Here is a 25266-nt window from a genome sequence, read left to right on the forward strand (position 1 = left end):
TCTGTCGTAAAATTCCCCCTCCATCCCCACTTCCCATTATAATATAATAGGAAATCATTTATCTATCGGGAAGGGTTGACATGCTTTCAACGTTTGCCTACACTTATTTTGGACACAAACGAATGACATTTTCACAGAATCTAAGGGGAATGAATATGCAATCATTCACACATATGGACCATCGCCCGCCGGCGCGCCGCGACTGGCGCGTCTTTTGGCGGCTGACGCGCCCGCATACGCTGACGGCGGCATTTGTGCCCGTATGCGTCGGCACGGTGCTGGCGCTTGGCGAAACATCGATCGATTGGCTGCTGTTTGCCGCGATGATGATCGCCTCTTTGTTGATTCAGGCGGCGACGAACATGTTCAACGAATACTACGATTATCAACGCGGCCTCGATTCACCGGAGTCGGTCGGCATCGGCGGCGCCATCGTCCGCGACGGCCTCAAGCCGAAAACGGTGCTGGCGTTGGCGTTTGGCTGTCTTGGGTTGGCTATGCTCATCGGCATCTACATTTGCGCCGAAAGCAGTTGGTGGCTCGCCGTTGTCGGAACGATTTGCATGGCGGCCGGTTATTTTTACACCGGAGGGCCGGTTCCGATCGCCTATACGCCGTTTGGCGAACTGGCGGCTGGGTTTTTTATGGGCTTTGTCATCATTTTGATTTCATTTTTCATCCAAACGGGCTATATCAGCGGCGGCGCCGTGCTCACCGCCATTCCGATCGCGATTTTGGTCGGCGCCATTTTGCTGGCGAACAATATTCGCGACTTGGACGGCGACCGTGAAAAAGGGCGAAAGACGCTCGCCATTTTGATTGGCCGCGATTGGGCCATCCGCCTGCTCGCTGCCATGTTCGCCGTTGCCTTTCTTTGGACGGCCGCGCTTGCGGTGTTTCAGATCGTGCCGTTTTGGGCGCTGCTCGCTTTATTGAGCATTCCAAAAGCAATCGCCGCGACGCGCGGATTTATCGGCAAAATCAAGCCGATCGAGATGATGCCGGCCATGAAGGCGACGGCGCAAACGAATACACAGTTCGGCTTTTTGCTCGCCGCTGGCTTGCTCATTGCCCATTGGCTGTAACACGGTCAACATGACCGTGTTTTTTTTTGATTTTCGCCCATACTACACCATATAGACGCTACTGCGAAGGAAGGGATTGCGACTGATGCTGACGAACGAACAGCTTGCCGCCCTCCGCTCAAGACTGCTCGACATGAAACGGGAGACGGAAGACCGGCTGAAGCAAAACGACCATTTCGGCATGATCCGCAGCCACGCCCACGATGCGGTCGGTGAGCTGGCGAGCTACGACAACCATCCGGCCGATGAGGCGACAGAGCTGTATGAGCGGGAAAAAGATCTCGCCCTAAAGGAGCATGCCGAGCGCGAAGTTCGCGAGATTGAACGGGCGCTTGGCGCCATCGCCGACGGCACATACGGAACGTGCCGCGTATGCGGCCGGCCGATCCCATACGAACGGCTCGAGGCGCTGCCGACAACACTCTACTGCCGCGAGCACAGCCCGGATCAAACGGTGTCGCAAAAGCGGCCGCTTGAAGAGGGCGTGCTTATGCCGCCGTTTGGCAAATTCGATTTCGATGACCGCGCGGAATCGGTCGCTTACGACGCGGAAGATGCATGGCAGGAAGCAGCCCGCTACGGCACATCCGACACCCCTTCGGACCTTGGCAAAAACGTCGATTCCTACAGCGAAGTGTATGCCGAGTCGGAAGAGAACGTCGGCTATGTCGAAGACTTGGAAAATTTCGCGGCCGTCGATTTGCATGGCAGACACGTACGTGTGTACCCGACGCGGGAGCATGAGCTGCTGGAAAACATATTGGATGACGAAGGCATCATGTCGAACATCGGCGATTTGCCGGCGTATGAAAAAGACCCGTATACATCGACAGACAGCTACCGCCGGTACGATGAAAGACCGTCCCAGCAGCATTTTGGGGAAACAACTCCATGAAAAAGGCCATCGGCAAGATGGTCTTTTTTGTGAAACGGGCCGATGCCGTTTTCCGTAGTACAGAGCAGAACGTCATATGATCCGAATGGAGGCGAAATGATGAACGCACATGAGATCGATTACCGGCTGTACGGCGATGACATGCAGTTTGTCGAAATCGAGCTCGACCCATACGAAAGCGTGGTCGCGGAAGCGGGCGGGATGATGATGATGGATGACGGCATCGTCATGGAAACCGTATTTGGCGACGGCTCCTCGTCCGGAAAAGGGCTGCTTGGCCGCCTTGTCGGCGCGGGAAAGCGGCTGCTCACCGGCGAAAGCTTGTTCATGACCGTGTTTACCAACCAAGGAAGCGGCAAGCGCCGCGTCGCCTTCGCCGCTCCGTATCCGGGAAAAATCATCCCGGTCGATTTAAGCGAACTTGGCGGGAAGCTCATCTGCCAAAAAGACTCCTTTTTGTGTGCGGCAAAAGGCGTTTCCGTCGGCATTGAGTTTCAGCGCAAGCTCGGCGCTGGCTTTTTCGGCGGCGAAGGGTTTATTATGCAAAAGTTGGAAGGTGACGGGCTTGCCTTTTTGCACGCCGGCGGAACGATCCACCGCCGCGACTTGCAACCCGGGGAAACGCTTCGTATTGACACCGGCTGCCTTGTCGCCATGACGAAAGACGTCAACTACGATATTGAATATGTCGGCAACATCAAAACCGCCTTCTTCGGCGGCGAAGGATTGTTTTTGGCCACCGTCACCGGTCCGGGAGCAGTGTGGGTGCAGTCGCTTCCGTTCAGCCGGCTCGCTGACCGCGTCCTCGCTGCCGCCCCGAGCGCCGGCGGACGGTCGGTCGGCGAAGGCAGCATCCTCGGCGGCATCGGCGACTGGCTCGACGGCGACGACTAAGCGAGAAAGGGCGCTCCGGCCAAACGGAACGCCCTTTTGCTTTTCTGCCTTCCCCCTCGAAATTCCCTAAAAGGACGATGATTGAATGAAAAAGCAGCCCAAAAATGTCCTTTCCTAAGTTGAGAAACGTTCCCCCGACGGCAAAAGACCCCAAATTTCGGCGGCGTATTCCGCTACGGTCCGATCGCTGGCGAAACGGCCGGAATGGGCGATGTTGACGGCGCTCATCCGCCACCAGCGCGCCGGATCGCGGTAAGCGGCCTCAACCCGCTCGTGCGCCTCGGCGTAGGCGGCAAAGTCGCGCAGCACAAAATATTCGTCGTTTTGCGCCAGCAGCGAGTCGTAAATCGGCTCAAAGTAGTCGCCGACATCAGGGAAAAAGCCGTTGATGAGCTGGTCGACAACTTGCTTGATCCGTTTGTCATGATGGTAATACTCATGCGCCCGATAGCCTCCGTGTTCGTAGTAGCGGAGCACTTCATCGGCCGTCAGTCCGAACAAAAACATGTTGTCCTCCCCGACGGCTTCCGCGATTTCGACGTTCGCTCCATCCAGCGTGCCAAGCGTAACGGCGCCGTTCATCATAAACTTCATGTTGCCCGTCCCGGACGCTTCTTTGCTGGCTGTTGAGATTTGCTCGCTCACATCGGCGGCCGGAATGATTTCTTCCGCGAGCGATACGCGGTAATTTTCCAAAAAAATGACCTTCAGTTGCTCGTTCGTCCGTTTATCGTTGTTCACCTGATCCGCCACCGAATGGATGAGCTTGATGATCCGCTTGGCGTAGTAATAGCCTGGCGACGCTTTCGCTCCGAAAATGAACGTGCGCGGGTGGATCGAAACATACGGGTCTTCTTTCAGCCGATTGTATAAATGCATAATGTGCAAAACGTTTAACAACTGCCGTTTATAAGCGTGCAGCCGCTTCACTTGCACGTCAAAAATGGACGATTCGTCCACGTGAATCCCGGTTTTTTCGTAAATGCGGGCGGCGAGCCTCGCCTTCCGCTGCTGTTTGACCGCAGCCAACGCCTGCTGAAACACCGGATCGGAAGCATAAGACTTCAGCTCAATCAATGCTTCCGGCTCGCGGATCCAGCGCGGACCAATCGTTTCCGTAATCAACGCCGACAGCTCCGGGTTCGCCTTTAACAGCCAGCGACGATGCGTCACCCCGTTCGTTTTGTTGTTGAACTTGTGCGGCGCCCATTCGTAAAACAAGCGCATTTCCCGCTGTTTCAATATGTCCGTATGCAGTTTCGCCACACCGTTGACGCTATGGCTCGCAACAACGGCCAAGTGCGCCATTTTCACCATCCCGTGGGCGACGATGGCCATTTGTTCAATCCGCCTCCAATCGCCGGGATAACGTTCCCACAGCTCGCGGCAAAACCGTTCGTTGATTTCCTCGACGATCATATAAATGCGCGGCAACAGCGGCTGAAACAGACGAATCGGCCATTTCTCCAGCGCTTCCGCCAGCGTCGTATGATTCGTGTACGCGATCGTATGGGTCGTAATGTGCCAAGCCTCTTCCCAGCTCATCCCTTCCTCATCGAGCAAAATGCGCATCAACTCCGGAATCGCAAGCGCGGGGTGCGTGTCGTTGATATGAATGGCGACATATTCATGGAGGCGGCGCAAGCTCCCGTGCTGGCGGCGATGGGCGCGAGTGATGCTGCCGAGGCTGGCGGCGGCGAGAAAATACTGCTGCTTTAACCGCAGCAGTTTGCCTTCATCGTGCGTATCGTCCGGGTACAAAAACTCCGAAATGGCTTCCGTCTCCCGTTTGTACTTCATCGCATCTTTATGAAGCGGGAACGTTTTCGCCGGCTCGGCGCTCCAAAGCCTGAGCGTGTTGACCGTGTTCGTCCCGAAGCCGATGACCGGCATATCGTACGGCACAGCCATCACGTTTTCGCTGTCGACATGGCGGAACACAAGACGGCCGTTTTGTTCCGACACCTCGACCCTTCCCCAGAAGCGAACTTCGACCGCCAGCTCTTCTTTCCGGATTTCCCAAACGTTCCCGTTTCGCAGCCATTGCTCCGGCAGCTCGACTTGATAGCCGTCAACGATTTTTTGATCAAACAGCCCGTGTTTATAGCGAATGCCGTGGCCGTGGCCCGGCAAATTCAATGTGGCGAGCGAGTCAAGAAAACAGGCGGCGAGCCGCCCGAGCCCGCCATTGCCAAGCCCAGCGTCCGCCTCGCTCTCCTCGACGTCTTCGAGGCGGATGCCGAGCTCGCGAAGCCCCTCTTCGACCATCGGGCGGACACCGAGGTTTAACAAGTTGCTTCCGAGCAAACGGCCGAGCAAAAACTCGATCGACAAATAGTACACCTGCTTCCGCCGCTCCGCCCGGCAGCGCTCGTTCGTCGCGATCCAATGGCGGCTGATATGTTCGCGCACCATATGGCCAAGGACATGATAATGATCGCGCGCCGTCGACTCCGCAAACGGTTTGCCGCACAACGCCTCGACCCGCGTCACAAACGCCCGTTGAAACGTTTCTTTATCCGCGAACAAGCGCGTCTTCCCCCTTTTTGTTCAGCTGTTCGTACGCTTTTCGATACTCCCTCGCCGACCGGCGCCAGCTGTAATCGCCGCGCATCGCCCGCTCCATGAGCCGCTCCCAGACAGACGGCTGGCGGTAAAACGACAGCGCCCGGCGGATCGTGTACAACATGTCGTGGGCGTTAAAGTTCGTAAAGCTGAACCCGTTCCCTTCTCCTGTGAATTCATTGTACGATTGCACCGTATCGTTCAGCCCGCCCGTTTCCCGAACGATCGGAATCGTCCCATACCGAAGCGCGATCATTTGGCTCAGCCCGCACGGTTCAAACAACGACGGCATTAAAAACAAGTCCGCGCCCGCATAAATTTGATGGGCGAGCGGTTCGTGAAAGCCGATGTACACCCCGACTTTGTCCGGATAGGCCGCCGCCATTTGCGAGAAAAACTGTTCAAACCGCCAATCCCCCGTTCCAAGCACAACAAGCTGCATCTCTTCCTGCATCAAATCATGAAAGACGCACGTGACTAAATCGAGCCCTTTTTGCGCCGTCATTCGCGTCACCATTGCGACAACGGGTGCATCATCCCGCTCTGGCAGACCAAACCGCCGCTGCAAAGCGCGCTTGTTGAGTTTTTTTCTTTCCCGCGTATGTACGCTATAGGTCGCCGCTAAAAACGGATCGGTTTCCGGGTTGTAAAACTCGTCGTCAATGCCGTTTAAAATGCCAAGCAAATCATCCCGCCGCGCCCGCAACAGCCCGTCAAGCCGCTCGCCGTAATAGGCGGTCTGAATCTCTTCTTTGTACGTCGGGCTGACCGTCGTAATCAAATCGGAGGCGACAAGAGCCCCTTTCATAAAGCTGACGCTTCCGTAAAACTCGAGATGGTCGACGGTGAAATACCGTCCGTCCAAATTCAACAAATCCTCTAAAATCCCGCGCGGAAACAGCCCTTGAAACTGCAAGTTGTGAATCGTAAAGATAGTGCGGATATCCGCATAAAACGGATCATGACGGTATTGCTCGCGCAAGAAAAACGGAATCATGCCGGTGTGCCAGTCATGGCAATGAATGATGTCGGGCTGAAACGAAATCGCCGGAAGCGCGTCCAGCACCGCCCGGCAAAAATAGGCGAACCGCTCGCCGTCGTCACCATGGCCGTACAGCTGCGGCCGTTTGAAATAGTATTCGTTGTCGATCAAGTAATAGACGACCCCGTCATGCTCGAGCTTCTCAACGCCGCAATACTGGCGGCGCCACCCGACCGGCACGACGAGCTCCGCCACTTTGCCCATTCGTTCTTTCCACTTTAGAGCAATCGTTTCATACTTTGGCATCATAACACGGACGTCCACGCCGAGCCGGCGCAGCTCTTTCGGTAGCGCGCCGGCGACGTCAGCCAATCCTCCCGATTTGGCAAACGGAGCGCATTCTGATACGGCAAACAGCACGTTCATCGATTCACGACCTCCCCTTGCACCGTTCCTTTGCGAACGACAAACGGCCGCTCCGCCGTCCCTTGCAAAACGACCCCCGGTTCGATTTTCGCGTCTTTGTCGACGATGACGCCATCAAGCACACAACCATCGCCGATTTGGCATTTTTGCATAATGATGCTGTTCTTCACAACGGCTCCTTTGCCGATTTTCACGGAACGAAACAAGACGCTGTTTTCCACCGTTCCTTCAATGACGCAGCCGTTGGCGATCATCGAGCGCTTCACATTCCCTTCCCGCCGGTATTTCGTCGGCGGCTCGTCTTTCACTTTCGTATAAATCGGCCGCGATGGAAGAAAAAGCTGCTCCCAAACACTGCGGTCAAGAAGCTCCATGCTCGCGCGGAAATAGCGGGCGAGCGAATCGATGACGGCCGCATACCCGCTGTATTCATAGTCGCAAATGGACAGCGAATGACAGTTATCGCAGACGACATCGACGATGCTTCGATAGCCGCGGTTTTTATAATTGGCAATGAAATCAAGCAGAAGAGACGTCTCCAACACGTACATCTCCAGCGGCTCGCCGCGATGGCAGATTCGCGTCACATCGCAGCCGCGTTCGATATGGCGCTCGAGGACGGCGTCAAAGTCGATGTTGCACACCGTGTAGCTATTGACGATGACCGCATACTTTTGCCGACTCCGCAAAAAATAGTCGATATGCTGCTCAAAATGGGCAAACGCCCCGACCCGGCGCTCACCGGAAAACAACAAGTCCGGCGATGGGAAGAAAAACAATCCGTCCCGCTTTCGGTTTAAATCCCAATTCTTCCCTGATCCTAAATGGTCCATCAGCGACCGATATTGGTATTTCGGAAAAATCGCGACGCTTTCAATGCCGGAGTTGACCATGCTTGAAAGCACGAAATCAATGAGCCGATACCGCCCGGCAAACGGCACCGCTGCGATTGAGCGTTGCTCGACAAGCGGCGCCATTGCCTCCATATACGTGGTCGCGTCGATGACGCCCAACATCATGTTGTTGTTCATTGTGCTCCATCCTTCCTTGCGGTGTCCTTATTCCGTTGCTTGATCCACTCGGTCGTTACGAGCACGACGTCATCATCAGCATCGCCCGGGCTCACAGTCGAATGCGGCGGGATGACGATCTCCGGAGTGACGATCGCTCGCTCGACATACGCTCCTTCACCAACTGTTGCCCCTGGCATAATGACGGATTCTTTCACAACCGCTCCCTTGCCGATGCAGACGCCTTGAAACAGCACCGAGCGCTCCACCGTTCCTTCCACGACGCATCCCTCATTGATGAGAGAATCGCTCACTTCCGCCTCGGGAGCGATGTATTGCGGCGGCTGGTTCGGGTTGACCGAATAAATGCGCCACGAGCGATCAAACAAGTCAAGTTCATTGTGTTCATCGAGCAAATCCATGTTGGCTTCCCACAAGCTTTTGACGGTGCCGACATCTTTCCAATAGCCTTTGAACGGATAGGCCACGAGCCGCTTGTTCTCCCGAAGCAGCCGCGGAATCACATCTTTGCCGAAGTCGTGCGACGAATGCGGATCGGCGTTGTCGATTTGCAAATACTCCCTCAATAACGGCCAATTGAAAATGTAAATGCCCATCGATGCCAAATTGCTTTTCGGATTGGCCGGCTTTTCGGCAAATTCGACAATTTCCATGTTTTCATTCGTGTTCATAATGCCGAATCGGCTCGCCTCTTCCCACGGCACTTCAATAACGGAAATCGTTGCATCCGCCTGTTTGGCGATATGGTAGTCGAGCATCTGCTGGTAATCCATCTTGTAAATATGATCGCCAGACAGCACGAGAACGTAATCCGGGTCGTATTGTTCAATATAATTCATATTTTGATAAATGGCGTTCGCTGTGCCTTCGTACCATTTGACGCCGGAAGAGGCGGAGTAAGGGGGAAGGACGGTGACGCCCCCGTTTCTTCGATCTAAATCCCATGCGCTTCCGATGCCGATGTACGAGTGCAAAAGAAGCGGCTGATATTGGGTCAACACCCCGACTGTGTCAATGCCCGAGTTCGTGCAATTGCTCAACGTAAAATCAATGATCCGGTACTTCCCCCCAAACGGCACGGCTGGTTTCGCGATGTTTTTCGTCAGCGAGCGAAGCCGGCTTCCTTGCCCGCCGGCCAATAACATGGCGATGCACTTCTTCTTCATTCTGCTTTCTCTCCCCTCGTTTTTGCACTGGCCGCAAAATGGAAATGCCAAACGGCGGAATCGTCATGCGCACATGGTACGGTTTTCCATGAAACGGCTCACTGAAAGCGGGAAGCCGCTTCCCGTTGACATGTCCCGAACCGCCAAACTCCGCTGCATCGCTGTTAAGCACTTCGCGGTACGGCGCCAAAAGCGGCACGCCGACTTTGTAATCGTCATACGCCTGATTTGTGAAATTACAAACAATGACCAGCACATCACCTTCTTTTTTCCCCCGGCGGATGAATGAGAAAATGCTTTGCTCGGCATTATGAACGTCAATCCATTCAAACCCTCTCGGATCATGATCAAGCTCGTAAAACGGCTTATACCGTTTATAGCAGGCGATCAGCTGCTTCACATATTCGTCCATTTTCCGGTGCAATTCAAAATCGAACAGCACCCAGTCCAGCTCCTCGGCAGACTTCCATTCATCAAACTGGGCAAACTCACTGCCCATAAACAGCAGCTTTTTCCCAGGGTGGGCCATCATGTAGCCATACAATAGGCGCAGCTGGGCGAACTTCTCTTCGTACGACCCAGGCATTTTATTGAGCAGTGATTTTTTGCCATGCACAACTTCATCATGGGAAAATGGCAAAATGAAATTTTCCGAATACGCATAAAGGAGGGAAAAACTGACTTGGTTATGGGCGTATTTCCGCTCATGCGGCGGCGTTTCCATATACTTCAGCATGTCGTTCATCCAGCCCATGTTCCACTTGTAGTTAAACCCAAGGCCGCCATCGTACGTCGGCGCGGTCACCCGAGGCCAGTCGGTCGAATCTTCAGCGATCATCCAGACGTTCGGGTCATAGGCAAACACCGCCTCATTCAACTGGCGCAAAAACTCGACCGCATACGGATTTTCATAGAGCCGGTCGTTGTTCGGCCAATAAAGCATATTGGCGACCGCATCGACGCGAAACCCGTCCACATGGTAATACTCCAGCCAAAACAACGCATTGGAGATCAGAAAACTGCGCACTTCCGGCTTGCCCAAGTCAAAATTCGCCGTCCCCCAGACGTAATTTTCTCGGTCTTTTTCATTCGCGTATTCATACGTCGGCGCGCCGTCAAACATGTACAGCCCGTGGGCGTCCTTGCAAAAATGCCCCGGCACCCAGTCGATGATGACGCCAAGCCCCGCTTGATGGCAGCGGTCGACGAAATACATGAAATCGTGCGGCGTGCCATAGCGGCTTGTCACCGAATAATAGCCGGTCCCTTGATATCCCCACGAACGATCGAGCGGATGCTCGACAAGCGGAAGCAGCTCAATGTGCGTAAATCCGCGCTCCAGCACGTACGGAATGAGTTCGTCGGCCATCTCACGGTACGTATAAAAGCGGCCGTCCGGTTTCTTTTTCCACGAACCGAAATGAAGTTCATAAATGACCATCGGTTGGTCATAAATCCGCTTTCGCCGTTTCTTCCGCTGCCAAGGTGAATCATTCCACTCGTATCCTTTCAAATCGTAGACAATCGAGGCGGTATGAGGGCGCAATTCGGAGTAAAAGGCGTACGGGTCCGCTTTCAACAGAACACGGCCATCCGGTGTGATGATCTCATATTTATAGAGATGCCCTTCCAAGTTTTCTGGAACAACGATCGTCCATACCCCTTCGTCGTTCACCTTCGTCAGGGGGGAATTCGCCCCATTCCAATCGTTGAAACTGCCGACAAGACGGACTTCCCGCGCATGGGGCGCCCACACGCAAAAGCGAGTGCCGACCGCTCCGCCGCCGCGGATGACATGAGCGCCGAACAGCTCATAACTTTGATACAAACGGCCTTCATGAAACAAATACACTTCTAAATCTGTCGGATTCGCCGCAATCAAGCTGGATCGCATCCTTTCCGAAGCAAAATGATGGCCATACACAGCATTGATTCCTATTCGCCAACAGAAGGCTTTATTCCTTGAATGCTTCGTCTATATTTTTAGACAAATTCCAACAACCGCTGTTTCTGGCTGTCGAAATTTCATTTGCACACAGGTGGATTTTTATATTATAATATATACAAATTGATAATTATTATAAATAATGGAGGTGCATTATGGCTCCAACACTGTACGATTTTCACCATCTCCCGCACGTCAAAACGCAAAATGAATCGAAAAAAGCGCTCTGGGTGACGCTTTTGTTGACCATGTTTTTCACCGCCGTCGAAATCATTGGCGGACTGATTTCCAACTCACTCGCCCTCTTGTCCGATTCGGCCCATATGGCATCCGATGTACTGGCGCTTGGCTTAAGCATGGTCGCCCTCTACATGGCGACGCGCCCGCCGAACCGTCGGTTTACGTTCGGCTTTTTGCGGTTTGAAATCATCACATCGTTTTTGAATGGGCTGACGTTGGCCGTCATTGCGCTGTGGATTTTATGGGAAGGCATTCAGCGTTTTCTCCATCCTGAACCGATCAACTTTCGCCTCATGCTCGGGATCGCAGCGATCGGCCTCGTCGTCAACTTGACGTTGACCATCGTCTTAAGCCGGAGCACGAAAGAGGAAGACAACTTGAACGTTCAGAGCGCCCTTTGGCATTTCATCGGCGACTTGATTAGCTCGATCGGCGTCATCGTTTCCGCGCTGCTCATTTACTTCACCGGCTGGACGGTGTTCGACCCGATCATCAGCTTAGTGATCGCCGCCATCATTTTCACAGGCGGGGCGAAAATTATGCGCGAATCGTATCTCATCTTAATGGAAGCCGTGCCAGATGGGTTCGACCTCGAACAAATCCGCGCCGATATTCGAAAGATCGAAGGGGTCGAAGACGTGCACGACATGCACTTATGGGCCATCTCGACCGACCATTACTCGCTGTCGGCTCATGTGTTTGTCAACGAACGCATCCAGCCGCTATGCGTCATCTTGGCGGTGAATGAAATGTTGAAGGAAAAATACGGAATCGAGCACGCCACCATCCAGGTGGAGCACGCCATGCTCCATGACCATGGCCGCTATGGCCGGGCGTTTTTGGAGAAAAAAAGCTTTCCATGAATAGGAAATGCCGCCTCTACTTCTAATGGCATGGGCGGCTTTTTCGTTTGTCCATTTTCCCTTTCAAACAAAAAGGAATCAATACGATCCGCGGCGAACATATAGAGTCATCATGCCGAAGGAAGGGATGCCTCATGGGAATCGGAACGATCTTCTCGTTTTTCGGCGTCGCCGTTTTGCTTACGTTAGCGCCGGGGCCAGACATTTTGTTCGTCATCGCCCAAAGCCTGTCCCAAGGCAAACAGGCGGGCATCGCCACCGCGCTCGGGCTGTGCACCGGACTGCTTGTCCACATCAGTGCAGCCACGCTTGGCGTCTCGGCTGTCATTTACCAATCCGCCTTGGCGTTTGCCATCGTCAAGTACGCCGGCGCCGCGTATTTGCTGTACTTGGCATGGCAGGCGTTCCGCGAAAAAGACAGCAGTCTCGCCTTTGGGCGGCAGAAGCCAATGGCATACGCCTCGCTGTACAAAAAAGGCATTGTCATGAACGTGCTCAACCCGAAAGTGTCGCTCTTCTTTTTGGCGCTCTTGCCTCAGTTCGTTGATCCGTCAGAGGGCCGCGTGCCGCAACAGATGTTGCTTCTTGGCGCCGTCTTTCTCGCTCAAGCGCTCGCCGTCTTCACCCTTGTGAGCATCGGCGCGGAAAAACTGCGCCATCTGTTGCTGTCGAACAAACGAATCGCCAAGCGGATCAATCGGCTAAAAGGCGCCCTGTTCGCCCTAATCGGCATTCAAATCGCCTTCAGCGAGCGTTCGTAGCGGCGCGCGGCCAGGAGCGGCCGCTCCTTTCTGCGAGCAGCCTCCAACACCTCTTTTACTCAAAAAAGTGCCGCGCCTCCTAGAGGACCGGTGAAAAACAACGGATTCGCTCGATTTGCGAGAAGTCGAAAGGGATAAAGTTATGGTGTTGCAAGGTTTTTCAATTTGAGAAACGCTGTTGGGGAGCAACATTTCCCCTTAAATCACAAGTCTTCTAGGAGAAGCAACGGCAGAAATAACAGCACATCGGGACCAAATGACAAAAGATTGGGCATTTCAGCCAAAACCAACATGGCGGCCTTTCTCTCGCAGGCCGCCATCCGTTTGTATTGTTCCCGCTGCGGCTTCATGAGCCTGACGCCAAGCGGCAACAACCTCATTCCCTTGTCGCTCACGTTCTCCCTCCTTGTCACGCCGGCCGCCGCACCGAAGCGCAAACCGGCGCAATAGAAAGGAAGGAAATGCTCATCGAGCGATCTCCCCGCACTCATCCGCCGAACCTACTTGACAAAGCGGGCCATCAAAATCAAATCCCAATACGTCCCGTCATCGATTTTTGCAGCTTTTTTCTTCACGCCTTCTTCCACAAATCCAAACTTTTGATACAATCGAATCGCGTTCGTGTTGTCAGCGACGACTTCGAGGCAAACTTTTTCAATCAAAGGATTTTCTTTTGCCCAATCAAGGAGCGCTGCAAGCAACGCCGTGCCGATCCCCTGGTCTCGAAAGCCGTTTTTCACGCTCATGCCGAAAGACCCTTGGTGCTTCGTCCGCTGCTTATTACCGTTATGAAAATCCAAAAACCCGATGATGTCCCCTTCCTGCTCGGCGACAATCGCCAGCTTTCCGGGATCATCCATGATTTGTTGCAGCCATTGTTTTTGCCGCTCGCTCGTCGTCACCACTTCCGCTTCCGTCGTCAGCAAATACGGCGCTTCCGCCGCCACCGCCTTCACAAACGCAACGACACGCTCGGCATCCTCGGGCCATGCCGTCCGTATAACAATCGGTTGGCCGCTTGCCGTCACCAACCGCCTTGGCTGGATGTTTCCCATAGGAAATCCCCCTTGCTTTCTGTTCCCAGGCCCAAAAGTCGTGTACGGTCCCGAACAATTGCGAACAATTGCATGATCATCGTTAATCAAATCATCGATTCCCATCGATTCCCCAAGGGACCCACATGTTACAACGATTATGCCATATACTTATGAAACATTTCTACTCATAAAAAAATCGGCCTAACCCTCTTTGAAGCATCCCGCTTCAAAGAAAGGCTCGGCCGACAGGTTCCTTCTTATTGCCCTTTCGTCACCGTCGCTGTGGTCGCTTCACTATGGTTTTGCGCTTTGTCTTCTTGTGTCACAATGATCATCAGCTGGCCATTGTTGAATGCAGACAGATCGATCGTCTTCGAAAAATTCCCATTCGAGTCCGCCGACGTCCGTTCAACGAGAGATTTTTGTCCATCCGTAATGATGATTTGCACCGATGCGTTGCTTTCTGCCGTTCCTGCGATCGTATATGCCGCTTGATTTTGATTCGTAACGGCTGGCAGGGCGTTCAATGATGGAGCGGCAACAGCGGTATCCTTCCAAACCGTCGTGGTTGCCTCTGGGCTTACATTGCCCGTTGCACTCGTTTGAACGGCTGTAATGGTAATCAGTCCATCGCTTAACGGGGAAATATCAGCTTCTACACGGTATCTCCCGTTTTCTTCCACCGTACCGACTGTGCTGATTTCATTCGTTCCATCGGACAAAGTGACCTCCACTTCCGCCCCTGGCTCTCCCTTGCCCGTCACCTCATAAGCAGTTGCATCTGCACTGGCGTTCACATATCCTTTATTCTCAATAGACGGCTTGGCAGGAGAGGTCAACGATTTGATGAGGACGACGCTTGCCATCCGGCTTTCATTTCCCGCCTGATCGATCGTTTTCACACGGATCGTGATCTTCCCGTCCTTCAGAGAAGAAGTATTGATCTCTACTTCATAATTCCCATCTTCATCCACAAGTCCGCTCGCTGAGACGGATTTTTTTCCATCAGCAGCCTCCACCACCACTTTCTCTCCAGGCGTGCCTGTCCCCGTGACTGGATACGCTTCATAGTTGAAAGCGTTAATATATCCTTCATTCAACAGTTCAGGGGCCTCTATGCTCACATCTTTCCGAAGCACTTTCTTCGATTGGCCGCTTTGGTTTCCTGCCGAATCCACGCTAACCGCGGAGACCGTAATCTCTCCTTCCGCCAGTTTTCTCGCATCGATCACCGCTCGGAATCTCCCTTTGCCGTCTGCATGCACCGTTTTGGTGATGCGCTGCTTTCCATCGCTCAATGAAACCTTCACAGCGCTATGGGGTTCTGCTGTTCCTTGAACAGCATAAGCGTTCTGCTGCTTGGCATTGATCCATCCTTTATTCGTGATCACCGGAACGGAAGGCGCCTTCGTATCCTTGATAATCTTTTTTTGTACGCGGCTATGCTTCTGTCCCTTGATGATTTGCGTGACAGACACCGTCAATGTCCCATCTCGTAATGTCGATACGTTGACCGGCGCTTCAAACGATCCGCTCTTTTGAACAACAGTGTAATGAGTGACAGATGCTTTTCCATCGGTGATCACAATTTTGATCTTCGCTCCCTTGAGCCCTTTTCCTTTTACGATATACTCTTTCACAGTTGAAGCATTCACCGGCTGTGCACTTTCAATGGCAAGCTTGGCCGGTTTCGCCGCATATGCTTCAGACTCCGCCGCACCCGCTATGACTAAACTGGCTGTTACGAAACTAGAAACCATCCATTTTTTCCAACCCATAACGATCCCCTTTTCATCGATAGATTCGATCATGTTATAATTTTGCTCGTCGAAGCAGAAAGAGAAAGTACGGGGCACCAAGGAATGCCGTCAGGATGCCGACTGGGATTTCGATTGGCGCCGCGATGGTTCTTCCTGCCGTATCCGCGCTGATCATCAAAATCGCTCCTAATAAGGCGCTGACCGGAATGAGCCGCTGATAATCGGCCCTTGTCAACAAACGGGCAAGATGGGGGATGACCAGTCCCACAAATCCAATCGGACCCGATACAGCTACGGCGCTTCCACACAAGCCGACCGCAATGAGAAAAATCAGGAAACGGGCTGCTTGGACACGCAGTCCCAAACTCGCCGCTATATCATCATGCAGCTGCAAAACATTCATGCGGCGATAACAAAGATAAGCAAATCCGAGTCCGATCACCGACCAGGGAACAATGAGAAAAACATGTTCCCATGTCCGTCCCCATAAACTCCCCGCCAACCAAATGACCGCGGCATCAATCCCTTTGGTCGCAAAAACCAAAATCCCTGTAATGACGGCCTGAAACAAGGCATCAAAAGCAATTCCCGATAGAGCAAACCGGCCCTTATCCATTCCTTTCTTCCAGGCAAACGCATACACGCAAAGGCCGGCGAAGAGAGCCCCGAAAAAGGTGACGAACGGCAGGCCGCTGACAGGAAAATGCGGAATGATCAGCAGCGCCAACACAGCAAACAAGCTGGCGCCAGCCGTCATTCCAATGACATTCGGAGCAGCAAGCGGGTTTTGCGTCACGGCTTGCAACAGCGCTCCGGATACGGCGAGGTTGGCACCGACAAACAGCCCAACCAATATCCTTGGCAAGCGATATTCCCACACGATTTCCCCATTCAGGGAAGACTTTCGGTTGAAAAATGCCTCCCATACTTGCGAAACAGGGATTTTCACATCCCCGAAACAAGCGCTGAGCGGCACGATGATGACAAGAAGCAATGCCAAACCAGCCACAAGTCCCACATCACGCTTACGCATTCCATTCGCCCTGCTTCCTAATCAAATACAAAAAATATGGGCAACCAATGGCGGCGGTAAACACCCCGACAGGAAGTTCAATCGGCTGCGCCACCAAGCGTGCAAGCAAGTCAGCCGTCAAAAGCAACATTCCTCCGCACAAGGCGCTGACTGGAACGATATACGTATAGTTCACCCCGACCATTTTTCGGACGATGTGCGGAATGATCAAGCCGATAAACCCGATGACCCCGGATACGGACACCGCACTTCCAGCCAAAATAATAATAATGACTGCCATCACAGTTTTGAGAATCCCCACATGAACACCAAGCCCTTTGGCTGTATCATCGCCGAGCTCCAACAGATCCATTTTCGAAGCAATCATGATGGAGAGGAGCAAGCCGGCGAGAGACCATGGAGCGATCAGCGAAACATGGCGCCATGTCAAGCCGTTTAACCCACCGGCCAACCAGGCATATACGGCGGCCGCATCCTGGCCAAGCAAGACCAAAATTCCGACGGTGATCGCATGCAAAAATGCGCTGACCGCTACTCCAGCGAGTGTTAAACGGACGGGGGAAAGGGATCCTCTCTTCAGCGACAAACTATATACGGTCGCCCCTCCAACCGCCGCCCCCAAAAAGACAAGGGGAGAAAAGAAAAGAAGGGGAAGGCCGGCGAAAAAATATTCGATTAGAACAACCATCGCAGCAGCGCCGGCCGACACTCCCATGATTTTTGGCTCGGCCATTGGATTTTTCGTTAAACATTGCATCATCGCTCCAGCTACAGCCAAACTCGCCCCAATCAAAACCGCTAGAAGGGCGCGGGGAAAACGCAGTTCCCAAACCACCGTTCGTGCTTTGGATCCATCGTCATGCAAAAGGACATCCAGCACTTTTGGAATAGGCACAAAAAACGGACCAGAGACTAAAGAAACGATGATCAACAAAATGATGCCCAACACTAACATCGAACTGATCCATATCGCTCTTTTTCCGTATGTCAAAGATGACATCCTCTCGCTAGCCCCATCCCATCACTGATAACGTTTTAAAATGGATGCCGCTTCTTTTACAATCAATTTTGCCGCCAACGGTCCCCGACTGCGAGACCAAAGATCGCGATTGACTTCCACCACCCGCTTTTCTTTCACCGCTTTTAATTGGGACCAAATCGGGTTGGCTTTCACTTTTTTCAGGTCATTCTTCCCAGGATCCGTATAGGCAAACAGCACGTCTGGATCGATTTCTAAAATTCTTTCTAAACTTACTGTTTTAAAGTCGGAGTATTCATCCCCTTTTTCCTTAAATGCATAATCAGCCTTAAGCGCCGTAAAAATCGATCCGGAGAATGAGTTGTCCTGCCATACATTAATGCCATCTTTATTGACGAAAAAGCCCAATACACGAAGATTTTTATCTTTTAATTTTGCCTGCTGCGATTTCAATTCTTTATAAAACTGATTCACAAACGATTTTGCCTTCGCCTTCCGCCCTAAGATGTCTCCTAATACAAGAAGCTGATTCATGGCTTCTTTGTAGCTGTTCGCACGAAATCCCGCTACTGGCGCAATCTTTTTCAGCTGAGGGATAATCGCTTTATGGAACTCAAATTCATGGTCGATAATGATCAAATCCGGTTTGAGCGCTGCGATTCTCTCTAAACTCGGGGCGCTAAGTGCCCCAACGCTTGGCACCCCTTTTAGTTTATTGCGCAAGTATGTAGGCACCGTTCCAGAATTGGAAATCGTATACCCCACTGGCTTTAAGCCTAACGTGACAACCGCATCTGTCCCCGCCATGCTTAACGTGACAATCCGCTTCGGGGTACCTTTGATCACCAGCTTGCCAAGCTCCGTCTTAAACACCCTTGTCTTGGATGCGGCCTCGACAGGCGCAGCCGGTTGAGCCAACGGCACAAGCAACACGAACAGCGCCATCAGCATGGCAAGAAGAGAGGTCCATTTTTTCTGCAACACGTTACATATTCCTCCTTCAATCTATATTTAATAATGATAATCCTTATCAATTAAGATGATAATTGATATTGAATATCTTTGTCAATACAATAATAAAAAACATTCATAAGCAAGCGTTGCTCCCTACCCTGGCATGAAAATCGCTGATCAAAGCGGCGCATTTTCGCAGAAAAAGAAAGTCAGTTTTGCAAGGGTTTCTCTAATTGAGAAAGAATGCGAATCGATAGTCTTTTTTACCCAATCACCCACCCTCTAGAAGGATGGTGAAAAACGAGAACGGCCTGCAAATCGATGGCATTTCATCAGAAAAGAAAGCCGATTCAGCCGCATTTCTCGAATTGAAAGATAGCAGGAATCAGCCATATTTTGCGCTAAATCACCAGCCCTCTAGAACTTGTCGCCCCTGTTCATCATCATTCTTCAAAAAATCCCTTGTCTCCCCCCATACGATTTATGCTAAAATGGAAGCTGGATGTCCCCAAATCTGCTGCACACATGCCCACAGATGATCGACTCCTTTGGCAACCCCTTCACCAACAAGGTCCAGACAGCGTTAGGAAAGCAACAAAAGCCATGAATAGCTGTTTTGAATCACCGTCAATCCACACTTGGAAAGGATGATCCATATGGAAGCATTGCTTAACCAAATTTTGGATCGACTCGATCAACTCCATTCGAGCGTCGGCGTCTTGACATCCGAGGTCAACGAGATGAAAAATCAACTGAACAAGATCGAAGCGAGAGCGGGCAGCATCGAAGAGAGAGTGAACAGCATCGAGGCGAGAGTAGACAGCATCGAATCAAGAGTAAACAACATTGAAACCAACATGGCCACCAAAGACGAACTCGCCGAGCTCCGATCCAAAGTGGACGACATCGAAGCGAAAATGGCCACGAAAGACGAACTCGCTGAACTTCGCTCCACTGTAAACGGACTCCAGTCCAACGTAAACGAAATTCAAGCAAAGATGGCGACCAAAGAGGAACTGGCTGAACTCCGGTCCAAAGTGAATGAACTCCAATTCAAAGCGAACGAACTTCAATCCAATGTAAACGAAATTCAAGCAAAGATGGCGACCAAAGACGATCTCGTTCCTATTCGACAAGCGGTCATGGAAATCGATCAAATTGTCAAAAGGATCGAGGTCAACCAAGAACGCCACGAGCACATTTTGGCCATCCTCTCCAAACGCTCGATTGAACATGAGGCATCCATCGCCAGCCTGCGGCAAGCGCAATAACTCGACAAGGGAACAAATGGACAAGGGGCGAGCTGTGCAGCGCAACATGGAAAAAACATTCCTTCCAGACACGAACCGCGGGGGCTGTCCGAAAGAAATTCCCCCAAAGCGACTGGATCGCGGCCGGCCAAAGCGACAACGCCCAGCTCTACTTGCCGGACCGTCCGCTTGTCTCGGCGTTGTCTTCGTAATAACTTGTTTTCGGAATCCAACGAATTGTTTGGGTGCGTCATCGACAAGCTGTCCCCTCTCCCCCGTGCTGGGAAGAGGGGGACAGCTTTTGCTTCGCATGCGGCAAAACGCTTTTATTCATCTTTGATCCGAACGTCGAATTCCGTTCGTTCATGGGCGTCTTTTATTTGAATCATCCAAGTGTCCGCTTGTTTGTCATAATGAACAGCTCGAATCACAGGAATCATATGCTCGAGCCGACTCTCTTCTTGCTTCAACGCTTGGCGAATCGCCTCCTCCTCCGATAAGCTGGCGCCATCACGCGGAGAGCTTGGCACAACCAATACTTTGCCCGCCTTCCCTTGGCCTGGATACGATTCAGCAATCCCCCCATCTATCCAAACTTGAACTTTTTGACCAATGTTCACTCGCGCTGGTGCACTAGAAACCAAGATGGCATTATAAAACTCTTTAAGCCCGCCTGTGGAACGAAAATCTTGCGGATCAGAACTGACAACCAAAATGCTCCCTCCTTCTTTTCTCACGACATACCCTTCAATGGCATAGCGGTCAGTTTGCCCGCTACAACCTGCCAACCAAACACTCCACACGGCGGCAATGAAAGCAAGCCATCTTTTCAGCCCAATCTCCTCCTCCTTTGTTACATTAGTCGCATTTACGAAAAAATCGTTTCACTCTTTTATGAAAAGCTCCAGTTTGTCAAATCCATCATGGGTACTAAAAAAACATGATGATTGACGAAATCATGGATGATCTAGATGGTAGAAATGCAAAATTCATGCAAAATTTTTTCGGAACTCCCAGAAAATGAAAAACGACCGCAAACGCGGTCGTATCAAGGGTTTCACGATTTTAGATCGTGGGCTATCGAATTCCAAGGATGCCGATGGTGGGAGTCGAACCCACACGGGGGGCTACCCCACACGATTTTGAGTCGATTATGAAACCGTGCATCCCTCTCAATTAAAGCAAACCCATATGCGACAAGGGGTTCTTTCATTTTCTCATCTTTTGGTCCATTATTACCGAATACGACTCGAGCCTTCATGCTGTTTGCAGATATTATATAAATTATCTCATTTTTGGTCAATACTTTTTCTTGCCTTTTTTCTGCATTATTAAAATTCGTGAATTTTTCTACATTGGAGCAATTAATTCCGAGTTCGTCGGTTTTGCTTTCTACATGCTGACGGTGTAGCCAAATAAGGAAGAAATGGATTCGAGATTGCCGCGGCTCACCCCTTATATAAAACGAACATTAAAACATAAAATTAGAAAAACATTGGGATTTTAACCAATATCACTTTGCCATCTCACCATAATTTATCGGTTATAAACGAAGTATTTGTTGGTTTATTTTTATTATATGTTTACATAAAAATTGAGACAAGCTGTATTCCAATAAATATGGAAAATTTTTGTAAATATTTTTGTTGAAGTATTTTTTGTACAAAATTTTTATTAACTGGTATTGCAATGTTCAATTATCCTACTTAGTGCTTGAATATATTCTCCTTATACCACTTTATATACTGCTGTTGAATACTATTCATTATCTTTTATAACCAACTTCGGTTCTGCTTTCCTTCCACCGAACTTCACCAAATAACAAAGTTGATTTTGAAAATAAGGTTTTTATTTGTATCTAACCAAAACAAAGACCACTTCCAACGCTAACGGAGTAGTCTTATTGATGTTCATGCTCTGCCGATAATTGGGAAACATAAACAAGAGGTGATTTGATGAAAAGAACCTTTATGATGTTCTTACTCGCTTTGCTAATGGCTTCAACATCTATTCCTGTCCATGCTGAACCAAAACTATATGGAAAACAAACTGAACAATCTAATCATAATTCTCCATACGCAAAATGGGGTACATTAGCCATACAGGAAACCACCAAGAAGTATCCTAACGCCAAAATTGTTGACTATCTACATGTAGGTCGACAAACCATATCCTCAACTACTACCCGAGAAACATTCAAACTTTGGCTAAAGCAAGGAAATCGTGAGTTTGGAGTTTATGTAAGAATAACATTCGATACAGCAACCGAAAGGGCCCAAGCAATCGTTGTTGAAGAAACAGAACGATAAATCAACATTAACCACTTCCAGTGGTGATGGAGTGGTTTTTTATTCTAAGCTCTATAACCGTTGGTTGTTGTTTCCGAACAAAAGAAACCCGCTCAGAAAAGAGTGGGTTAATTGAACTCTTGCATCCGCTAACCAACCATACCACATTTCATGGCACCACAGATGATGGAAGAATTCTGTTCTTCCACGGAAGTTGAAAGGATGTGTTCAGCCTCATTATCTTTTACAATGGTAAACTCATAGTAATGTTTCTTGAATGAAAACCCATTTTCTCATAAAGTTTAATAGCAGGGTTTTCCACAAATACACTAAGTCGAACTCCAGGGTATCCTTCTCGTTTTAAACGGTCAATAGCACTACTCAACAACTGTTTAGAAACCCCTTTTCCTCTGAATTCTTCCAGAACAAAAAGTTCATATATAAATCCAATCCTTTTATCAATAAATTGGTCTTTGTTTTCCCCAATCAAAATCCAGCCCATTAATTTATCGTTTTCTGTTGCAATTAAATAATAACATCCCTTCTCTAAGAGTGGTTCCACAAGTTGCTTAATTTTCTCACCAGTCGGTTTTACTTCACCCAATGTTCCTTCAAACATGGCTTGTGGAGAAAGTGCCATAATTTGTTTAAGTTCTCTATCGGTGGATTTTTTAATATCCATTTTGTAACGTTCACACCTTCCGTATCATTCTACTCAGTTTAGCATATACCACCCAGAATCTTATTCTACTGAACTCCCCCGTTAGCCACCCATACCACGTTTCATGGCACCACAGATGAGGAAGTTCATTCGTTCTTCCATGGGAGTTGAATAAGTAAAATCAACATTTACATTTAATAGAGCCAAAATAATAAAAGTGTTGGCATAAAGTATTGCCAACACTTTCCTTCAACATATTGTCGAAGGCTTCGGTATTGATTAAGAGATTGTTTTGCTTAAAAATTGTTTTTTATTTGAAAACTTGTTCTGTTATCAATTTAAATAAAGTACGTTGTTAATTCAATAACATTAATCCCAGTATCGGTCCATTAATGATACCGACCAAGCAGGCTGCCTTACTTCGCCTTTGGGTAAGAACTCCTTCATAACCGGCTTAATATCAACAATAGGAGTACCATCTATTGCATCTAATCCTCTTACTTTCAATGTTCGCCCTTTATGTTCTAACAATTCAACGGTTGTTAAACCTAATTTATTCGGTCGATTTTTGCCTCTTTGAGCGAAAATTCCGACCTTTGGATATTCTTTATTATTTCTTGGATGCCTTGCTCCATATTGAATTTTGTCATCTGTAACTCGGTCAAAATAAAAAATAATATCTAAATGCGAAAACTCACTGATACCTTGTAAAGCTGAATCATCGATTTCATCTGATAATTCAATTATTGAAATAACACTACCCCAATTATCATCTTCAACATCTTTGCGGTTATTTTTAACAAATGCGATTGGTGTAATGGTATATTGCATCATATCCCCTCCTCGTTTAACTATTAAACTGCCCGTAGCCACCCATGAATCGAGCTTCATCACAGATGATGAAAGGTGATTGGGTCTTCCATAGGAGAAAACTATGCTACATCTATGCTGGACCATCAGAAGGATGAAAATATTCATTTTCAGAATAGACCTTCATGCCACGTGGCGGCACCAGAAAATGAATGAAAACATATATGGTTGAATTATTCATTTTCAAGCCCAACTGAGTAAGTTAAGAAAAAGCCTGCATCGGCTATAATTTTAGATGCTTGTTGTAGAAATAGTATACAACTATCAGGAATAGACTCTTTAAAGCAAATTTTAATTTCAAACTTTTTCCCCTTAGATGGTGTATATGTAGTATAAATCTCACCACTTTCGATGAAACTTAAATAAACATTTATCTTCCCTTGTAGAAGCAATAAGTGTTCTTCTTCGTTCCGCCAATCAAGACTATCAATTATTGTTAAAGTACAAATACCTGTCTCTTTATTAATACCTATAATATCTACTTCATTTGTATTTTGCACACCCATTATATTCATCCTAATACGTATTATTTCTGTAACCATCTAACGTTCTAATTGTTTTTTACTTTTTTAAACAATATTTTTGTAAACTAAACGACTTTTTGTGTTACTCAACACCTTTATTAAACTAAAGCTCTCGTTAGGTATAAAAAAATTAATCCGGCACCTCCAATAATAAGTAGGAGTGAGATAAAAATTAACCACGTTGATAAGATAGGTGAAAATGAGAATATGTCTAATATTTCAAGAAAGATAACTACTTTCTTTTGGTTTGGTGGTAAATTTTTGTATTCATTCCAACTTTCCTTAAAATATAACACTCCAAAAGGAAAAATGCCTATACCTACTAATAACATCATCACACCAATTCCGAAAGTGTTCATAGTTACCTTCCTTTATTTAACATTAGTCTTAACTATCTTGTCATGTTAGCCAAGTAAACAAAAATGGAGCTGTTTAGCTCTGCATCGTGGCTACTCCCGATTCTGATAAATATTTTTACGAACAATCTGCATAAAAATGGATGGATTATCCAATGGTTCAAAGCCATATTGTGCATACAAAGAATGTGCGTCTTTTGTTGCCAACATAAATCTACGGACAGTTTGAAGTTGGGGATGTTCTTTAATTATACTCATTAACCATTTTGATAAACCTAACCCACGAAAAGGCTTTAGAACAAAAACATCAGCTAAATATGCAAACGTGGATAAATCTGAAATAACTCTTCCAAAGCCAATTAGTTGTGCTGGCCCAATGGTTGGGTCTCCTTTATAAATTCCAAAACATAAAGGAGTATTTTTAATTGATTCCGCAATAATTTCTCTGGAGATTCCATTTGCCCAATATGATTCCTTATTCAAGAAATTAAATATTACATCCATATCCAAGTAACTTTTTTCAGTCGAAATTGAAAATTCATCTCTTTTCCATAAAGTTGGAATATGGTCCACTTTTACCACCACTCCTTTTTAAAACCACGAGTGTTGATTATCCAAAATTATACATACGCCTTCCATAAATTTGGGCATACTCAAACAAAGCAGCGGCCATCCCGGATTTCCAATCGAGAGGAAGCTGC

The 25266-nt window shown here is 49.2% G+C and carries 24 protein-coding genes; 7 read left to right on the forward strand and 17 right to left on the reverse strand.

Annotated features, from left to right (window positions below; translation table 11 throughout):
• Positions 1-155 precede the first annotated feature (155 nt).
• The 3 genes from ABS784_RS04030 to ABS784_RS04040 all read left to right on the forward strand — a co-directional run bounded on the left by ABS784_RS04030 (position 156) and on the right by ABS784_RS04040 (position 2874).
• A complete protein-coding gene (locus ABS784_RS04030) occupies positions 156-1085 on the forward strand; it encodes a 1,4-dihydroxy-2-naphthoate polyprenyltransferase (protein WP_011232349.1) in 930 nt (309 codons plus the stop codon).
• A gap of 85 nt (positions 1086-1170) precedes the next feature.
• Positions 1171-1980 (forward strand): yteA family sporulation protein, encoded by an 810-nt coding sequence (locus ABS784_RS04035; RefSeq protein WP_014196611.1) that lies wholly within the window; start codon positions 1171-1173, stop codon positions 1978-1980.
• 99 nt (positions 1981-2079) lie between these two features.
• On the forward strand, positions 2080-2874 hold the full coding sequence (locus ABS784_RS04040) for a TIGR00266 family protein (RefSeq protein ID WP_011232351.1): 795 nt from the start codon (positions 2080-2082) through the stop codon (positions 2872-2874).
• 114 nt (positions 2875-2988) lie between these two features.
• Here the strand turns inward: ABS784_RS04040 and ABS784_RS04045 are convergent, their stop codons facing one another.
• Genes ABS784_RS04045 through glgB form a run of 5 tightly spaced genes read right to left on the reverse strand, consistent with a single transcriptional unit; the run spans position 2989 to position 10938 of the window.
• The gene (locus tag ABS784_RS04045; protein WP_352511523.1) at positions 2989-5403 is read right to left on the reverse strand and encodes a glycogen/starch/alpha-glucan phosphorylase; all 2415 of its coding nucleotides are present in this window, start codon (positions 5401-5403) and stop codon (positions 2989-2991) included.
• Positions 5390-6847, reverse strand: coding sequence for a glycogen synthase GlgA (gene glgA / locus ABS784_RS04050; RefSeq protein ID WP_014196615.1), 1458 nt, complete (start codon positions 6845-6847; stop codon positions 5390-5392). The genes ABS784_RS04045 and glgA overlap by 14 nt, the downstream gene beginning before the upstream one ends.
• A complete protein-coding gene (locus ABS784_RS04055) occupies positions 6844-7878 on the reverse strand; it encodes a GlgC family sugar phosphate nucleotidyltransferase (protein ID WP_014196616.1) in 1035 nt (344 codons plus the stop codon). The genes glgA and ABS784_RS04055 overlap by 4 nt, the downstream gene beginning before the upstream one ends.
• The gene (locus tag ABS784_RS04060) at positions 7875-9044 is read right to left on the reverse strand and encodes a glucose-1-phosphate adenylyltransferase (RefSeq protein WP_025038910.1); all 1170 of its coding nucleotides are present in this window, start codon (positions 9042-9044) and stop codon (positions 7875-7877) included. The genes ABS784_RS04055 and ABS784_RS04060 overlap by 4 nt, the downstream gene beginning before the upstream one ends.
• Positions 8926-10938 carry a 1,4-alpha-glucan branching enzyme gene (glgB, locus tag ABS784_RS04065; protein ID WP_352511549.1) on the reverse strand — a complete coding sequence of 671 codons (2013 nt, stop codon included), beginning with the start codon at positions 10936-10938 and terminating at the stop codon, positions 8926-8928. The genes ABS784_RS04060 and glgB overlap by 119 nt, the downstream gene beginning before the upstream one ends.
• A gap of 206 nt (positions 10939-11144) precedes the next feature.
• Between glgB and ABS784_RS04070 the strand changes: the two genes are divergently transcribed.
• Positions 11145-12092 carry a cation diffusion facilitator family transporter gene (locus tag ABS784_RS04070; RefSeq protein WP_144329981.1) on the forward strand — a complete coding sequence of 316 codons (948 nt, stop codon included), beginning with the start codon at positions 11145-11147 and terminating at the stop codon, positions 12090-12092.
• A gap of 134 nt (positions 12093-12226) precedes the next feature.
• Positions 12227-12853: a LysE family translocator gene (locus tag ABS784_RS04075; RefSeq protein WP_011232354.1), complete on the forward strand. Its 627-nt coding sequence runs from the start codon at positions 12227-12229 to the stop codon at positions 12851-12853.
• A 203-nt stretch (positions 12854-13056) separates the two neighbouring features.
• Here ABS784_RS04075 and ABS784_RS04080 read toward each other — a convergent pair whose 3' ends face one another.
• The 6 genes from ABS784_RS04080 to ABS784_RS04105 all read right to left on the reverse strand — a co-directional run bounded on the left by ABS784_RS04080 (position 13057) and on the right by ABS784_RS04105 (position 18646).
• Positions 13057-13248 (reverse strand): hypothetical protein, encoded by a 192-nt coding sequence (locus ABS784_RS04080; protein ID WP_352511526.1) that lies wholly within the window; start codon positions 13246-13248, stop codon positions 13057-13059.
• A gap of 105 nt (positions 13249-13353) precedes the next feature.
• Positions 13354-13908 carry a GNAT family N-acetyltransferase gene (locus ABS784_RS04085; RefSeq protein WP_042382753.1) on the reverse strand — a complete coding sequence of 185 codons (555 nt, stop codon included), beginning with the start codon at positions 13906-13908 and terminating at the stop codon, positions 13354-13356.
• Positions 13909-14147: 239 nt separating this feature from the next.
• Entirely contained in the window at positions 14148-15668 is a 1521-nt protein-coding gene (locus tag ABS784_RS04090; protein ID WP_352511528.1) for an Ig-like domain-containing protein, read from the reverse strand.
• Between the two features lie 34 nt (positions 15669-15702).
• On the reverse strand, positions 15703-16683 hold the full coding sequence (locus ABS784_RS04095) for a FecCD family ABC transporter permease (RefSeq protein ID WP_021322725.1): 981 nt from the start codon (positions 16681-16683) through the stop codon (positions 15703-15705).
• Positions 16676-17683, reverse strand: a complete 1008-nt coding sequence (locus ABS784_RS04100) for a FecCD family ABC transporter permease (RefSeq protein WP_023633406.1) — start codon at positions 17681-17683, stop codon at positions 16676-16678. The genes ABS784_RS04095 and ABS784_RS04100 overlap by 8 nt, the downstream gene beginning before the upstream one ends.
• A gap of 21 nt (positions 17684-17704) precedes the next feature.
• Entirely contained in the window at positions 17705-18646 is a 942-nt protein-coding gene (locus ABS784_RS04105; RefSeq protein WP_021322727.1) for an ABC transporter substrate-binding protein, read from the reverse strand.
• A gap of 626 nt (positions 18647-19272) precedes the next feature.
• Between ABS784_RS04105 and ABS784_RS04110 the strand changes: the two genes are divergently transcribed.
• Positions 19273-19887, forward strand: coding sequence for a hypothetical protein (locus ABS784_RS04110; RefSeq protein ID WP_014196623.1), 615 nt, complete (start codon positions 19273-19275; stop codon positions 19885-19887).
• A gap of 305 nt (positions 19888-20192) precedes the next feature.
• On the opposite strand, the gene ABS784_RS04115 is transcribed toward ABS784_RS04110, so the two are convergent.
• Entirely contained in the window at positions 20193-20654 is a 462-nt protein-coding gene (locus ABS784_RS04115) for a YobA family protein (RefSeq protein WP_014196625.1), read from the reverse strand.
• Between the two features lie 1167 nt (positions 20655-21821).
• Here ABS784_RS04115 and ABS784_RS04120 point away from each other — a divergent pair.
• A complete protein-coding gene (locus ABS784_RS04120; RefSeq protein ID WP_352511531.1) occupies positions 21822-22175 on the forward strand; it encodes a YqzG/YhdC family protein in 354 nt (117 codons plus the stop codon).
• A gap of 223 nt (positions 22176-22398) precedes the next feature.
• Here the strand turns inward: ABS784_RS04120 and ABS784_RS04125 are convergent, their stop codons facing one another.
• The 5 genes from ABS784_RS04125 to ABS784_RS04145 form a co-directional block, all read right to left on the reverse strand.
• Positions 22399-22836, reverse strand: a complete 438-nt coding sequence (locus ABS784_RS04125; protein ID WP_352511533.1) for a GNAT family N-acetyltransferase — start codon at positions 22834-22836, stop codon at positions 22399-22401.
• A 348-nt stretch (positions 22837-23184) separates the two neighbouring features.
• Complete coding sequence (gene tsaA / locus ABS784_RS04130; RefSeq protein ID WP_352511535.1) at positions 23185-23646, reverse strand: tRNA (N6-threonylcarbamoyladenosine(37)-N6)-methyltransferase TrmO; 462 nt, start codon at positions 23644-23646, stop codon at positions 23185-23187.
• A 212-nt stretch (positions 23647-23858) separates the two neighbouring features.
• Positions 23859-24191, reverse strand: a complete 333-nt coding sequence (locus ABS784_RS04135) for a DUF6572 domain-containing protein (protein WP_352511537.1) — start codon at positions 24189-24191, stop codon at positions 23859-23861.
• 116 nt (positions 24192-24307) lie between these two features.
• Positions 24308-24568, reverse strand: a complete 261-nt coding sequence (locus ABS784_RS04140) for a hypothetical protein (protein ID WP_352511539.1) — start codon at positions 24566-24568, stop codon at positions 24308-24310.
• 90 nt (positions 24569-24658) lie between these two features.
• Complete coding sequence (locus ABS784_RS04145; protein ID WP_352511540.1) at positions 24659-25138, reverse strand: GNAT family N-acetyltransferase; 480 nt, start codon at positions 25136-25138, stop codon at positions 24659-24661.
• Positions 25139-25266 lie beyond the last annotated feature (128 nt).

Source organism: Geobacillus sp. G4, from assembly GCF_040327975.1.
GTDB classification, from domain to species: domain Bacteria; phylum Bacillota; class Bacilli; order Bacillales; family Anoxybacillaceae; genus Geobacillus; species Geobacillus thermoleovorans.